Origin of the sequence: Curtobacterium sp. 'Ferrero', assembly GCF_002412165.1 — a bacterium.
Lineage (GTDB): Bacteria > Actinomycetota > Actinomycetes > Actinomycetales > Microbacteriaceae > Curtobacterium.
Window position 1 is genome coordinate 102,169 of sequence record NZ_NXIA01000007.1, and the last position, 14,178, is coordinate 116,346.

Below are 14,178 nucleotides of genomic sequence, written 5' to 3' on the forward strand. Positions count from 1 at the left end.
TGGTCACGGTCGCTCCCCGTGGTCGGTGACGGTGAGCGTCGGCCGCTGCGCGGTGCGCTCCGGTGCGGGTTCGTCGCGCGTCGACAGGCGGCCGAGCATCGCGTTGTACTGCTCGAAGTCGTCGTCGAGGCCGCGGTCGGCGTGCCGGTCGAGTCGCTTCGCCTGGCGGGCGTCCTGCTTCGCCCACTGCGTGACGAGGGCGATGACGACCACCACGAGCGGCAGTTCGCCGGCCGCCCAGGCGACCCCGCCGGCGACGTACTGGTCGTGGGCGAGGCTGCCGATCCACGGGACGTCGAGGTAGCGGAAGTAGGTGCCGGCGAGCAGGGTGTCGCTCGTCATGACGACGACGCCGAAGAACGCGTGGAACGGCATCGCGGCGAGCACCAGGCCGAGCTTCCCGATGTACGGCAGCGGGCGTGGCGGGGCATCGACGCCGATGATGAGCGCGTAGAAGACGTACCCGATCGCCAGGTAGTGCAGCGTCATGGCCTGGTGCGCCCAGTGGTACCGCATCGCCCAGTCGAAGAACGGCGTGAGGTAGATGACGTAGTACGACCCGACGAACACGACGAGGACGTAGAGCGGGTTGTAGGTCGCGCGGAGGAGCTTCGAGTGGGTCACGGCGACGAGCCACTCGTGCGGGCCGGCGAACTCGTCGCGTCGGTGCGCGGTCGTCGCCCGGAGGAACAGGGTGACCGGACCGCCGAGCACGAGCAGGAGCGGTCCGAGCATGTTGAGGCTCATGTGGAGCGCCATGTGCACGGCGAAGGAGGCCGACGAGTAGGGGCCGACGCCGGACGAGGTCGTGAGGATGACGGAGACCCAGCCGAGCATCCACGCGCTCGTGCGGCCGTTCGACCAGTGGTCGCCCCGCCGCCGGAGCCGGACGACGGCGGCCGCGTACGCGACGATCCCGACGAGGGAGACCACGAGGAACAGGATGTTCACGCGGGCCGCGGTCCACAGCGTGATCGGGGTGAGGGGCGTGTCCACCCGGTAGCCGAGGAACAGCTGCTGACCGTCCGTCGGGACGAAGTACACGGGCGGCGGGACCCGGGTCATGACGACCCCGACGGCCGTGGCGACGACGAGCACGGCGAGCACGACGGACGGCGTGGTCGCCGACGCGGCAGCCCGGCGACGGAGCACGAGCGGCGCCGCGACGGCCGCCACCAGCCCGAGCTGCACGGTGGCGAGCACCCCGGTGGGCACCGACCACGGCGCGCGGCCGGCGAGCTCGACCGCGATGACGACCACGCTCCCCGCGGTCCACGTCGCCCAGGTCGTGACGGCGAGCACGCGGTGGCGCCGGAGCGTGGTCGGGCCGGGCACGCCACGTCGCCACCGGGCCACGAGCGCCGCCGTCGCACCGGTCCAGACCCCGAGTGCCGGGGTGGCGAACATCGCGGCGTCCCCGGCGAAGTCGTGGTTCGGCCCGACGAGCACCTGGGTGACCAGGACGGGGGCGAGCAGACCGACGGCACCGATCGCGGCGAGCAGCACGGTGGCGACCCAGCTGCGGACGAGGTGCACCGCGACGACGACGGTCAGTGCGACACCGACGACGACGAGCCAGGCGCCCGGCAGGTAGCTCGCCTGCACCAGGTACGCGAGCGCGCCCGGTTCGAGCAGCTTGGCGAACGGCTCACCGTTGGCGTCCGCCGCGTCGACCGGCACGAGGAGCACCGCGGCGATCAACCACACCCACGCGGCGGGTCGGACGACCGACCGCTCCAGACCGCCGCCGACGGTGCCGCGTGCCCGGGTCGGCGTCAGGACCGCGGCGGCGAGGAGTCCGCCGACCGTGGTGCCGCCCGCGAGGTCGGCGACCAGCCGGAGCACGGCGCTCGTGATCGACGTGGGGAGGCCCGGGTACCCGCGACTGAGCTGGTCGTAGGGGGCCGCGCCGAGCAGCACCACCGCGACGACGACGATGACCGCCCCGACGACCGCGGCCGCCACGGGCAGGAGCCACGGGCGGGCCGGACGAGCCGAGTCCGGCCGGGTCGGCGCAGGACGGTTCGGCGCGGGACGGGACGGGACGGGACGGGACGGTCCGGCTCCCGGTCGGGCTCGACCGCGGCGTCAGCCACGGGTGAGTTCGTAGCCCGCCTCGTCGACGGCCTCGGCGATGGCGTCCCGGTCCGGTCGGTGGTCCGCGGTGACGACCACGAGCCCGGTGGACGCGTCCGCCGTGACGTGCTCGACGCCGTGGACCGTGCCGACCTCGGCGGCGACGCGACGCTCGCAGTGGTCGCAGGTCATGCCGTCCACGTGGTACTCGAACTGCTCCATGCAGCACATTCTACGACGGGTAGAAATCGATCCCGCAGTGCATTCTTGTGCAAGCGTTCAGCGTGCTGCGACGGCGCCTCGGCGGTGCTCCCACGTCCGGACCCGCACCCTCGCGAGCCGCTCGGCACGGAGCTGGAGGCCGGGGTCCGGGTCGAGGGCATCCATCGCGACCAGCGCGTTGCACACGGTGGCCGGACCGCACACGCGCGCGGCGGCGTCGTCGGCGACCAGCTCGACGAGGAGCGCGACCGTCCGCCGGAGGTCCTGCGCCGTCCGGAGGCCGGGGAAGGCGGCGGCGTTGACGGCCGCGATGCGCCGGATGAGCTCGTGCCGCCCTCGGACGTGTGCCCGCTCGTGCTCGACGACCGCGCGGAGGCACTGCGGCGACATGGCGGCCTCGACGACGGTCGACACGACGATGCGCCCGTCCGGCGTCGCGCACGCGAGCGGGACGTCCACCGGCAGCGACACGACCTCGTGCGCCCCGACCCGCCGCGGCCGCCCGGCCGAGCGTGCGACCAGCAGCGTCACCGCGGCGTCGGCGCGGCGTGCGGCGTCCGACAGCGGTTCGGCGGTCGTCAGGAGCAGCGCTCCGACACCGCCGGCGACGGCCAGGCCGCACCAGGCGAAGAGCCCGGCGGCGACCGCCCCGAACCCGGACGTGTGCGCGCGGACCGCCACGATGGTGGCCGCGACGGCCACGCTCAGCAGCAGTGCTCCGGCGGCGAGCGCGAGGGCGACGAGCCAGGACCGGAGCGCCAGCGTCGGGTGCCGGGTCCACCAGGTGCCGCGTCCGAGCACGACGGGTGCGGCGAGGGTCACCGCGACGGCGGAGCCGACGAGACCGAGGACGACGAGCACGGTGACGATCCTCCCACCGGGTGCCGGGTCAGTCGAGCCGGCGACCGGACCCGAGCGCCGCACGCAGGACGTCGAGGTCGTGCTCGTCGAGGGCTCCCGTGAACCGCTGCAGGACCGCTGCGCGGTCCCCCGCCCGGGCGAGCACCGCGGTCATCGCCTCGGCCGTGGCCTCTGATCCGCTGCGGGTCGGACGGTATGCGCGGCCGTCGGCGTCGCGCTCGACGAGGCCCTTCCGCTGCAACCGCGTGAGGACCGTGAGCACCGTGGTGACGGCGAGCTCGTCCCCCGCAGCGGCGAGCGCGTCGCGGACCGCCCGACCGGTGGCGGGCGGGTCGGACGGGGTGGGCACCGCCGCCGTCAGCACCTGGACGACGCGCGCCTCGAGCGAGCCGTGCGGACGCCTGCCGTTCACGTGCGGGGACCCGTGGCGAACGACTCCGGACGATTGGACACGCGGAGATTCTACATCGAGTAGAAAACACTGCTCTACAACTTGTAGAGTTGCGCCGCCCCGCCACTCGTCGAGAGGTCCCCGTGTCCCACGCCCTGCCGCTGTCCACCGCGCTCACGGTGCTGTTCGCCTTGACCGGTGCCGGGTACCTCGCCTTCGCGTGCCGTCCCGGCTCGGACGGCGTCGCCCGCGTGAGCGACGTCCTCCACGTCCTGATGAGCGTCGCGATGCTCGCGATGCCGTGGTCGTGGGGCATGACGGTCGCGCCGCCGGTCCTGCAGGTCGTCGTGTTCGGCATCGGCACGGCGTTCTACCTCGTGCTCGTGCTCAGCGGCGGACGGCTCGGCCGGCACGACCACCACGGACCGGGCGGATCCGGACGACTCGTGCTCGGCTACCACGTGCTGATGATGGGCGCGATGGTGGTGATGGGCGTCATGATGCTGCCCACCGGGAGCGGCAGCGCCATGTCGATGCCCGGCATGCGGATGTCCAGTGGGCACGCGATGTCCGGCTCGACCTGGTCCGGGTGGACACCCGTGTCGTGGGCGTTCGTCGTCCTGTTCGGGCTCGCCACGCTCTGGCTCCTCGTCCGCGTGGCCACGTCGGCCCGCGTCCGTCTGCACCCCCTCGCACGCGTCGACGGCGTGCTGCTGACCCTGATGAGTGCCGGCATGGCGCTCGCGTTCATCCCCTGAGCTGAGGACACCGACATGACGACGACCGACGACCGTCCCACGCCGCCGATCGCCCCCACGCCCGCCGCGACACCGCCGCGGAGTCCGCACCGCGGCTGGTTCGGGCAGCTCCTGCTGCGGCTGCACTTCTCCGCCGGGCTCTTCGTCGGCCCGTTCATCCTCGTCGCCGCGCTCTCCGGCGCCGTGTACGCGCTCGGCCCGACGATCGAGCAGGGCCTGTACCGGCACGAGCTCACCGCGCCCTCGACGGCCGCCGCGAAGCCGCTCGCGGACCAGATCGACGCCGCGCAGGCCTACATCGACGCGCACCACCCCGAGGACACACTCGCCGCCGTCCGCCCCGCACCCGAGCAGGGCGCCACGACCCGGGTGATGTACGCCGAAGCGGGTCTGATGGACTCGCAGGACCGCGCGGTCTTCGTCGACCCCGGAACAGCCGAGGTCCGCGGCGACCTCCTGGTCTACGGCACCTCTGGATCATTGCCGTTCCGAACCTGGATCAGCACGTTCCACCGCACGCTGTTCCTCGGCGACATCGGCCGGCTCTACTCCGAGACCGCCGCGTCCTGGCTCGGCGTCGTCGCCCTCGCCGGGCTCGGCCTGTGGGTGATCCGGATCCGGAAGATGCGCGCCAAGCGCGACATGGTCCGTCCCGCACGCGGCGTCCGCGGCTACCGGCGGGTCTTCTCCTGGCACGCCTCCACCGGGGTGTGGCTGCTGCTCGGGGCGCTGTTCCTGTCCGCGACCGGGATCACCTGGTCACAGTACGGCGGCGGGAACGTCGACCAGCTCCGCTCCGCGCTCAGCTGGGGCACCCCGGCCCTGACCACCTCCCTCACCGGCACCGACACGGCAGCTGGTGGCGGTGAGCACGCCGCCCACCACGGCGGCGGCACAGCGACCGGGGCAGAACCGGCGACCGTCACCCCGGCGCTGTTCGACGAGGTCCTGGCGGCGGCGAAGAGCGCGAACATCCACTCGTCCCAGGTGCAGATCACCCCGCCCGCGACCGCGGACCAGGCGTGGACGGTCGCGGAGCTCAAGCGGTCCTGGCCGACCGCGGTGAACTCCGTCGCGATCGACCCGCGGGACATGAGCGTGGTGTCCGAGACGGACTTCGACGCTTACTCCCTCCCCGCCAAGCTCACGCGCTGGGGCATCGACACCCACATGGGCACCATGTGGGGACTGCCGAACCAGATCCTGCTGTTCGTCACCGCGCTCGGGATCGCCGCGATGGTCGTGTTCGGCTACGTCATGTGGTGGCAGCGCCGTCCCGCCGGCAAGCGGTTCGGCAAGGCCCCGGCATCGGGTGCGCTCGTCCGCGCGCCCTGGTGGGGGTCCGGGCTCGTCGCGGTCGGCGCGATCGTCCTCGGCGCGTTCCTCCCGGCGCTCGGCGTCACCCTGCTCGCGTTCGTCGTCATCGACGTCCTCGTCACCGCACGACGTCCGAGCACCCGGGAGCGGGCACGACGAGTACGACTGGACACATGACCCGCAACCGCTCCCCCTTCCGCGGCCGTCGCGCCCTCGTCACCGGCGCCAGCGGCGGCATCGGCCGGTCGATCGCCCTGCAGCTCGCCGCCGCGGGGTCGGACCTCGTGCTCGTCGCCCGCTCCGAGGACGCCCTGCGGTCCGTGGCGGACGAGGCGGGCCGGCACGGCGTCGACGCCCGGGTGCTCGTCGCCGACCTGAGCACGACCGAGGGGGTCGCCGACGTCGTCGCGCAGCTCGCCGACACGCGGATCGACATCCTGGTCGCGAACGCCGGGGTGGGCTCGCACGGACCGTTCGTCGACGAATCGAGCAACCGGACCGCGACGCAGATCGCGCTGAACTGCGCCGCCGTCACCGAGCTGACGCACGCGTTCCTGCCCGGCATGCTCGCCCGTCGGGTCGGCGGTGTGCTCACCGTCGCCTCGACCGCGTCCTTCCAGCCGACCCCGGGCATGGCCGTCTACGGCGCGACGAAGGCGTTCGTCCTGTCGTTCACGGAGTCGCTCTGGCAGGAGACCCTGGGCCGCGGCGTGCGGGTGCTCGCGCTCTGCCCCGGCCCGACGTCGACCGGCTTCTTCGAGGCGGCCGGCGGTGGCGAAGCCCTCCTGGAGGCCGGGCGCCAGACCCCGGACGAGGTCGCGTCGGTCGGGCTCGCGGCCTTCGCGCGTGGTGGCGGTCCGACCGTCGTGTCCGGACTCGGCAACCGCCTGACGGCGAGCGCGCACCGGTTCGTCCCGCGGGCACTGATGGTGCGCCTGGCGGCGCTCGCCACAGCGCGCTGACGCCGGACCCCCGCGGCTCAGCGCCAGTGCGCCGGACGTGCCACCGCGGTGGGCAGGCGCGTCCGGTGGTCGCCGTGCGCGCCGGCGAGCTGCGTCGACGTGGTGAACAGCGTTCGGGAGAGGTCGGCGCCGTCGAGCCGTGCGTTGCGGAGATCGGCGCCGAGCAGGTCGGTGTCGGTGAGGTCGACCCCACGGAGGTCCGCCGCGATGAGCACTGCCGACCGGAGGTCCGCGCCGCACAGCGGTGCGCCTCGCAGGTCGCGACCAGCGAGGTCCGCCCCCGGCCCCACTGCCGGGTCGACGTCCGTGGATCGACCCGCGTAGCCGCCCCGTGCCTCCAGGCTGACCTCGACCAGCACGTCGCGCACCGCACCGTGGAGCGCCTCGGCGTCCGCGGCGAGCGCAGCGGCCGCGCTCGCCGTCGCGGCGGTGACGGCGGACCGGAGCGCGTCGACACGGTCGACCGTGTCCGGGTCGACCGCACGGTCCGCGGCCTCGGCGAGGTACCACAGCAGCTCGTACAGGCGGCGGGTGACCCCGAAGACGCGGAACTGCTCGTCGGCGCTGTCCGGGTCGTCCCGCCAGGTACGTCCGCCGTACAGCGTGGTGATGACGTGCTGACCGGCGCCGAAGCAGTCGAACACGGTGCAGCCGACGAACCCGCGCGGCCGGAGCGAGCGGTGGATCGTGCAGGCGAAGTCGGCATCGAGGTTGCCGCACGGTGTCCCGGCGGGCTTGTCGACCGGGAAGTCCGCGCTGCGCTGGAACCCGAGCGCCGTGCAGCAGAGCGCTGCGCACGACGAGCAGTCGGCGCGGAGTCGCTCGCGGCCGGCCGTGGTCGTCGTCGTCATGCAGTTCCTCCCCGAGGTCGTCGACGACGCTACCGCGGGCACCGCTAGCGTGGGCGCATGCACGAGCCGATGCACCACCCGTCGGCGCTGCTGCGACCGTGGTCGGCGACCGACGCCGAGGCCCTGCTCGCGGCACGGCGGGAGAACGATGACCTGGCGACCCAGTTCGGGCCGCTGTCCGACCACGCCGACGCCGCCCGGTTCATCGAGGAGACGCTCCGGGTGGACGACAGCGTCCAGCACTGGGCGGTCGTCGTCGACGGGGTGGCGGTGGGGAACGTCGGCCTGAGCGCGATCGAGCACCGGCACGACACCGCGTGGGTGTCCTACTGGTTGGCCGGCACCGCACGTGGTCGGGGCCTGGCCGCGCGCGCGGTCGCCGCCGTCGCGCAGCGGGCGTTCGACGAGGGCTCGTTCCGCCTCGAGCTCGGTCACCGCGTCAACAACCCCGCGTCGTGCCGGGTCGCCGTCGCCGCGGGGTTCGCGGCGGAGGGCGTCGAGCGGCTGAAGCTCCGGTACGGCCGTGAGCGGTTCGACGTCGAGACCCACGCGCGCCTGGCCGTCGATCCGGCCCCGGACGTCGAGCCGCTGCGGATGCTCCCCGTACGGTGACCGGGTCGGTGCGCCAGCAGGGTGCGCCGTTGCGGTTCCCAGCGACTCACCGGCGACGCCGAGCCGGTCGGAGCAGAGTGGACCCGATGTCCATCGCTCGACCCGAACCCGAACTCCTCCGGACCGCCCGGTCCGGCAGCGGTGTCGACGACTGCGTGGAACTGTTCGAGCGCGTCTACGCCAGTCACGACATCAACGTCGGCGTGCCAGGACCGGACGGGTTCTCGTACCGGTACCGCGCGGTGGGCGACGACCAGGTCACGGCGGCGTCCTCGACCGTCGACGCGCGACGGTGGGGCACGATCAACGCCGGCCGCGAGTACGTGCTCGCCTGGGCGACGGTGCCGGGGATGACCCTCGACACGGGCGGTCGTGACCCGATCGCCATGCTCCCGGGCGTCCCCGTGATGTACCCGACGCAGCGGGCGTTCACGTTCGACGCGCTGCCGGCGACGCAGCACGTGCTCCGGTTCGACGCGGACTTCCTCGAGGGTGTCGCGGCGTCGGCGCGGGACGACCTGCCCAAGCCGCTGCGGTTCCGCCGCACGCTCGACACGGAAGCGGTCCGGACACTGCAGGACGCGATCCGGAGCGCGGCGCCCACGATCCTCGGGGCGGCGAGCGGGCCGCACCGGCGGGCCGTGAACGCCCGCATCGCCGAGGCCGTCATCGCCGCGTTCGACGTGACGCCGACGGGACGCGTGGTCGACAGCGGGAGTCGGACGGTCCGCGACGCCCAGGAGTGGATCGCAGCCCATGCGCGCGAACCGATCACGAGCACCGACGTGCACCGCGCGCTGGGCATGAGCGCACGCGGGCTGCAGGCGGCGTTCAGCCGACACGCGGACACGACGCCGATGCGGTTCCTGCGCGAGTTCCGGCTCGACCGGGTCCGCGCCGACCTGGTCGCGGCCGATCCCGGGACGACGACCGTCGCAGCCGTCGCGGGAGCGTGGGGCTTCGCGCACCTCGGCCGGTTCGCCGGCTACTACGCAGCCGAGTTCGGCGAGTCACCGTCGGCGACGCTGCACCGGCGGGCCCGGGCGGCGGCCTGACCGCCAGAGCGACCTGGCCGCCGGACGCGGCGCTGAGCATCGACGGGCCACGGTCCGCATGATCCGCGCTTTCTGGGAGGCCGCGGGCCACGATGGACGGATGCATCGAGAACGCAGGGCCGGGGACCGCTGGTTCGACATCGCCTTCCTCGTCGGGTTCGCGTTCAAGGCCGTGGACGGATTGGTGGAACTGCTCGTCGGGCTGCCGCTCTTCTTCGTCTCCTCCGCACAGGTGGACGCGGCCGCCCGCCTGGTGACCGCCGGCGAACTGCGTGAAGACCCGGACGACCTCCTCGCACACCTGATCCGGCACGGCGTGGCCGACCTGTCCGGCCAGGCGACGGTGTTCGCCGCGGTCTACCTCGTGCTGCACGGCCTGGTGAAGCTCGGCATCGTGGCGGCGATCGTCTCCGGGTCGCGGAAGCTGTACCCCTGGGCGATCGCGGCGCTGTCGGCGTTCGTGGTCTGGCAGGGCTACGAGTTCGCGCTGCACCCGAGCGCCGGGTTGGCGCTGCTCACCCTGGTCGACATCGCCATCGTGGCGCTCACCGTCCGGGAGTACCGCCACCACAGGAGCCTGCGGGACGCGGTCCGGAGCGTCCTGGGGCGCAGATCGTCCCCGCCGGGACCGGCCGCGAGCCGCCGAGGCCGGCAGCACCCCGAGGAGGGCGTCCGATGAGCACCACCACCACCCGCTGGCGCCGCCGCACCGTCACCCCCGCCGACCGTGCCGGGACGCTCCGAGCGGCCTCGTTCACCGCGGTCGCCGGGGCGGTCCTGTTCACGGTCATGCTCGTCGGCGTCCTGACCCACACGGGCGCACAACGGCTCGACGCCCCGGTCGAGGCGTGGTTCGATGCGCACCGGACGCCGGCCGCCGTCGGGTTCATGGTGTTCCTGGCGGTCGTGTTCGGTCCGACCGGCATGCCGATCATCGTCGCCGTCGTGACCGTGGCCTGGGCGATCGCCCGCCGGGAGGTCTGGCGGCCCGTGCTGCTGGCGTCCGGCATGCTGCTCGGCGTCGCCACCGCCGAGGTGCTCGCGCCGATCGTGCGCCATCCGCGGCCGCCCATCGGCGAGATGATGCTCCAGGTCGACCACTCGTTCTCGTTCCCGTCGGGGCACGTCCTCGGCACGAGCGACTTCTTCCTGCTCGCGGCCTGGCTCATCGGGTCGCGGCTCGGTCGGCCGTGGCTGTTGCGCACGCTCTTCGCCGCCGCGGCCGTCATGGTCGCCCTGCAGATCGTCAGCCGGCTCTTCCTCGGCTACCACTGGCTCACCGACACCCTGGGGTCGGTCGGGTTGTCGCTGCTGATCGTCTCCCTCGCCGTGTCGATCGACGTCGTCCTCACCACCCGGGTGGGCGAGCGCGCGGTCGCCGCGGACCCGGAGCCGGACCCGCCGCTCGAGATCGGACGGGCCCGCTCCTGACGCGCTTCGGTCCCGCTCTCCGGGCGCGTGGTCGCGGTCCTGGTCGCGGTCGCGGTCGCGGTCGTTCCGACCCATCACGACTGACGTAGGAAGCCGTTCCGCTCATGGGATGCCGGAAGTTCCGGTCAACCACGAGCGATCCGGTCAACCACGAGCGGTTCGGTCGACCACGAGCGGTTCGTCAGGCCGGGGTGCCGCCCCAGGTCACCGCGACCACCGTGACGTCGTCCTGGCGGTCGCCGCGCTCGGCGAGGGCCTCGACCTCGGCGACGAGGGCGTCGATGTCCGGCCGGTCGTCGGCGAACCGCTGCCAGCGTTCGAGGGAGTCCAGGTCGCCACCGAACAGGTCGAGCACCCCGTCGCTGACGCAGACCACGCTGTCGCCCGGCATGAGGGTCGCCTCGACGCTGGACCAGCTCGTCCCGACGCCGAGCGGCAGGTTGCCGGACCGGAGGAACGTGCTGCCGCCCGACGCCCGGCGCAGCAGGGTCAGGCCGTGGCCGGCGTCGACCCAGCGGAGCGTGCCGTCGGCGCTGATCCTGGCGTGGAAGCAGGTCGTGAACTGGGCGCTGACCATGTCGGCGGAGCCGGTGCTCAACCCTGCCGAGGTCCAGCGGAACGCCTCGGCCGGGTCGGTGTCGCCGAGGCTGCTGCGGATCACGGCCCGCACCGCCGCGGCGATCATCCCGGCGCCGACGCCCTTGCCCATGACGTCGCCGAGCGTCACGGCCGCGCCACCGTCCGGGGTCGGGTACCAGTCGTAGAAGTCGCCGCCGACCGTCCTCGCGGGCACGCACGTGCCGGCCACGCGAACGGCCGGTGGGAGCCCGCTGCCGTCGACGGGCTGCAACGACCGCTGGACGATGGCCGCCTGGGTGACCTCGTCCTCGGCCAGGCGACGCGAGCGCTGCGCTGCCGAGAGCTGCAGGAGCGACCGACGCGACAGTTCGTTCACGACCGTGGCCGCCGCCCCGTACACGATGACGACGACGAGCAGGCGGACGAGCTCGTTGACCTCGACCGACCGGTCCGACTCCAGCACGACGGGGAGCAGGAACGGGACGGCGGTGCCGACGAGCGGCAGCACGATTCGCCAGCGCCCCGGGCCGGCGGCGATCCACACGAGCGGGAGGACCGTGATGCCGAGGAACGCCGACCGGGCGTCGCCCGTGCCGAACCGGAGCAGTCCGATGGCCAGGAAGTCGAGCACCGGGACGACGACCTCGAACGCGGTGAGCCGACGCGACCGGGTCATGGCCGCGGTCACCACGAGGAGCACGACGGCGACGCCGACGCCGGACCACATCGTGCGGGCGTCGCTGACCTCGAGCAGGTCGAAGGTCGTGCTCGCGACCGCCGCCCCGACGATCAGCGCCGTGACGAGGGCCTGCTTGGCGAGCGGCTCCCACGCCGTCCGCACGCCGGTGATCGTGATGGGTCCGGTGTCGGTCGGACGCACCGCCTGACGTGCCGGTGCCTGGGTCATCCCGCTCCTGTCCACCGTCGCCCCGGTGACGGGCGACGGTCCTCCGGACAACCGTACCCACTCCGCAGACCACGGGCCCGCGCGTCGAGCAGCCGCGTACATCAGGCGTCGGCGCACGTCCTGCGGCAGCTCACATCCGGCCGAGGTTGCGGAGGTTGAGCACCAACGAGAGGGCGCCGGCGGCGGACATCACTCCGCCACAGACGGCGAGGAAACCGTCGTTCCCGAGGTTCGTCACGAGGAGCACCACTCCGCACACCGCGAGCACCGAGTTCGCAGCGACGGTGAGCGCGACGAGTCGGCGGGCGGCACGCGGTGGACCAGCCATGACGCGAGCCTACGTCTCGACCGACGCCGGCGCCCGCACACTCGCGGGGACCGACCGAGCCGCACCGCGCCTCCAGGCCGGCTGCGCGCAGCGCGCGCACCGCAGCGGATGTCGGGATGGAGAGCAGCGGGTGCCGAGCCGCTGTCGCGACCCGGCACCCGCCGTGCTCACTCGACGCCCGCCGTGACGTGCACCGAGGCGTTCATCAGCCGATCGACACGGCCGTCCAGGAGACGGGCGGCAGCTCGATCGTGATCGTGTCGCCCTCACGGCGCACGGTCTCGTTGGCGCGCAGGCCGACACGGTCGGTCCCGGACAGGTCGTTCACCAGGTGGACGTCGTCCTCCCAGATGCCCTCGGCCCGGACCTCGCCGTCGGCGGCGATGCCGGCCAGGTCGATCGTGACGGTGGTCGACTCCGTCTGGTGGCGGTTCACGAGGAACACCGCGGCCTTGCCGTCCTCGACGGTCGCGGCGGAGTCGACGACCGGGACCTCGCCGTACTTGCCGCCGTCGACGGTGTCGCCCGACGCCTTGACCTGCAGCGACGTGCCGTTGGCGAGCTTCGAGGTCAGCGAGAAGGGGAAGAACGTCGTCTGGCGCCAGGCCGGCCCGCCGGGCTCGGTCATGATCGGCCCGATGACGTTGACCAGCTGCGCGAGGCTCGCCGATGCCACGCGGTCGGCGTGGCGGAGCAGCGAGATGAGCAGACCCCCGACGACGACCGCGTCCGCGACCGTGTAGACGTCCTCGAGCAGGCGCGGCGCGACGGGCCAGTCCTGCAGCTCGAACGTCTTCTGCTGCTCGTTCCACTTGCTGATCGACCAGACGTTCCACTCGTCGAACGAGATGTCGATCCGCTTGTCGGACTTCTTGTGCGCCTTGACGTGGTCGGCGGCGGTCGTGACGGTGTCGATGAAGTGGTCCATGTTGACGCCCGACGCGAGGAACGTCGACATGTCGCCGTCCTCCTCGTAGTAGGCGTGCGCGGAGATGTAGTCGACGTCGTCGTAGGCGTGCTCGAGGACGGTCCGCTCCCACTCTCCGAAGGTCGGCATGGACGCCCCGGACGACCCGCAGGCGACGAGTTCGAGGTCGGGCTGGATCTGCCGCATGGCCTTGGCGGTCATCGCGGCGAGCTTGCCGTAGTCGTCGGCGTTCTTGTGGCCGAGCTGCCACGGACCGTCCATCTCGTTGCCGAGGCACCACATCTTGATGGCGAAGGGCTCCTGGCGGCCGTTCGAGCGGCGGTACTCGCTGAGCGCGGTGCCGGCGTCGATGTTCGCGTACTCGAGGAGTTCGATGGCCTCCTGCGCGCCCCGGGTGCCGAGGTTGACGGCGAGCATGAGCTCGGAGCCGACCTGGTCGAGCCAGTGCTGGAACTCGTGCAGACCGACCTCGTTGGTCTCGGTCGAGTGCCATGCGAGGTCGAGGCGACGGGGCCGCTGGTCGACGGGGCCGACGCCGTCCTCCCACTTGTAGCCGGAGACGAAGTTGCCGCCCGGGTAGCGGATGGCGGACACGTTCAGCTCCTTGACGAGCTCGATGACGTCCTTCCGGAAGCCGTGCTCGTCGGCGGACTCGTGCGCGGGCTCGTGGATGCCGTCGTAGACGTGTCGCCCGAGGTGCTCGACGAAGCCGCCGAACAGGCGACGGCGCACCGGCCCCACGGTGAACGCGGCGTCGAGGACGAGGTGTGTGCGGGGCATGGATCTCCTTCGATCGGCAGGACGTCGGGGTGACACGAAAGTGAGCGCTCACCGAGCGACCACGGTAGCGGGTTGCCGACGCGCGCGAAAGGGCTGGCGGCGCGGCGTGTCCCCGACTAT

General features: G+C 72.9%; 15 protein-coding genes. 7 read left to right on the forward strand and 8 right to left on the reverse strand.

The features are described from left to right. Nucleotides 1-3: 3 nt before the first annotated feature. The 4 genes from Csp2054_RS18070 to Csp2054_RS08520 form a co-directional block, all read right to left on the reverse strand. Nucleotides 4-1,965, reverse strand: a complete 1,962-nt coding sequence (locus Csp2054_RS18070) for a cytochrome c oxidase assembly protein (RefSeq protein WP_096898872.1) — start codon at nucleotides 1,963-1,965, stop codon at nucleotides 4-6. A gap of 123 nt (nucleotides 1,966-2,088) precedes the next feature. After that, nucleotides 2,089-2,298, reverse strand: a complete 210-nt coding sequence (locus Csp2054_RS08510; protein WP_096898873.1) for a heavy-metal-associated domain-containing protein — start codon at nucleotides 2,296-2,298, stop codon at nucleotides 2,089-2,091. Nucleotides 2,299-2,355: 57 nt separating this feature from the next. After that, nucleotides 2,356-3,159: a M56 family metallopeptidase gene (locus Csp2054_RS08515; RefSeq protein ID WP_176491622.1), complete on the reverse strand. Its 804-nt coding sequence runs from the start codon at nucleotides 3,157-3,159 to the stop codon at nucleotides 2,356-2,358. 28 nt (nucleotides 3,160-3,187) lie between these two features. Continuing rightward, the gene (locus tag Csp2054_RS08520; RefSeq protein WP_096898875.1) at nucleotides 3,188-3,571 is read right to left on the reverse strand and encodes a BlaI/MecI/CopY family transcriptional regulator; all 384 of its coding nucleotides are present in this window, start codon (nucleotides 3,569-3,571) and stop codon (nucleotides 3,188-3,190) included. Between the two features lie 122 nt (nucleotides 3,572-3,693). Here Csp2054_RS08520 and Csp2054_RS08525 point away from each other — a divergent pair, with 122 nt between their 5' ends. Genes Csp2054_RS08525 through Csp2054_RS08535 form a run of 3 tightly spaced genes read left to right on the forward strand, consistent with a single transcriptional unit; the run spans nucleotide 3,694 to nucleotide 6,587 of the window. Continuing rightward, entirely contained in the window at nucleotides 3,694-4,308 is a 615-nt protein-coding gene (locus tag Csp2054_RS08525; RefSeq protein ID WP_096898876.1) for a DUF5134 domain-containing protein, read from the forward strand. 15 nt (nucleotides 4,309-4,323) lie between these two features. After that, entirely contained in the window at nucleotides 4,324-5,802 is a 1,479-nt protein-coding gene (locus Csp2054_RS08530) for a PepSY-associated TM helix domain-containing protein (RefSeq protein ID WP_096898877.1), read from the forward strand. Continuing rightward, nucleotides 5,799-6,587 carry an SDR family NAD(P)-dependent oxidoreductase gene (locus Csp2054_RS08535; RefSeq protein WP_096898878.1) on the forward strand — a complete coding sequence of 263 codons (789 nt, stop codon included), beginning with the start codon at nucleotides 5,799-5,801 and terminating at the stop codon, nucleotides 6,585-6,587. The genes Csp2054_RS08530 and Csp2054_RS08535 overlap by 4 nt, the downstream gene beginning before the upstream one ends. Before the next feature lie 17 nt (nucleotides 6,588-6,604). On the opposite strand, the gene Csp2054_RS08540 is transcribed toward Csp2054_RS08535, so the two are convergent. Then, nucleotides 6,605-7,438, reverse strand: a complete 834-nt coding sequence (locus Csp2054_RS08540) for a pentapeptide repeat-containing protein (RefSeq protein WP_096898879.1) — start codon at nucleotides 7,436-7,438, stop codon at nucleotides 6,605-6,607. Between the two features lie 57 nt (nucleotides 7,439-7,495). Between Csp2054_RS08540 and Csp2054_RS08545 the strand changes: the two genes are divergently transcribed. The 4 genes from Csp2054_RS08545 to Csp2054_RS08560 all read left to right on the forward strand — a co-directional run bounded on the left by Csp2054_RS08545 (nucleotide 7,496) and on the right by Csp2054_RS08560 (nucleotide 10,536). Further along, nucleotides 7,496-8,050 carry a GNAT family N-acetyltransferase gene (locus tag Csp2054_RS08545; RefSeq protein ID WP_255252672.1) on the forward strand — a complete coding sequence of 185 codons (555 nt, stop codon included), beginning with the start codon at nucleotides 7,496-7,498 and terminating at the stop codon, nucleotides 8,048-8,050. 86 nt (nucleotides 8,051-8,136) lie between these two features. Then, on the forward strand, nucleotides 8,137-9,105 hold the full coding sequence (locus Csp2054_RS08550) for a helix-turn-helix domain-containing protein (protein WP_141399186.1): 969 nt from the start codon (nucleotides 8,137-8,139) through the stop codon (nucleotides 9,103-9,105). A 100-nt stretch (nucleotides 9,106-9,205) separates the two neighbouring features. Then, nucleotides 9,206-9,784, forward strand: coding sequence for a DUF2127 domain-containing protein (locus Csp2054_RS08555; protein WP_176491623.1), 579 nt, complete (start codon nucleotides 9,206-9,208; stop codon nucleotides 9,782-9,784). After that, nucleotides 9,781-10,536, forward strand: coding sequence for a phosphatase PAP2 family protein (locus tag Csp2054_RS08560; protein WP_096898882.1), 756 nt, complete (start codon nucleotides 9,781-9,783; stop codon nucleotides 10,534-10,536). Before Csp2054_RS08555 ends, Csp2054_RS08560 begins: the two co-directional genes overlap by 4 nt. A gap of 181 nt (nucleotides 10,537-10,717) precedes the next feature. On the opposite strand, the gene Csp2054_RS08565 is transcribed toward Csp2054_RS08560, so the two are convergent. The 3 genes from Csp2054_RS08565 to Csp2054_RS08575 form a co-directional block, all read right to left on the reverse strand. Continuing rightward, the gene (locus Csp2054_RS08565) at nucleotides 10,718-12,022 is read right to left on the reverse strand and encodes a PP2C family protein-serine/threonine phosphatase (protein WP_176491624.1); all 1,305 of its coding nucleotides are present in this window, start codon (nucleotides 12,020-12,022) and stop codon (nucleotides 10,718-10,720) included. A 130-nt stretch (nucleotides 12,023-12,152) separates the two neighbouring features. Continuing rightward, complete coding sequence (locus Csp2054_RS08570; RefSeq protein WP_096898884.1) at nucleotides 12,153-12,350, reverse strand: hypothetical protein; 198 nt, start codon at nucleotides 12,348-12,350, stop codon at nucleotides 12,153-12,155. 205 nt (nucleotides 12,351-12,555) lie between these two features. Beyond that, nucleotides 12,556-14,058, reverse strand: a complete 1,503-nt coding sequence (locus Csp2054_RS08575) for an alpha-N-arabinofuranosidase (RefSeq protein WP_096898885.1) — start codon at nucleotides 14,056-14,058, stop codon at nucleotides 12,556-12,558. Nucleotides 14,059-14,178 lie beyond the last annotated feature (120 nt).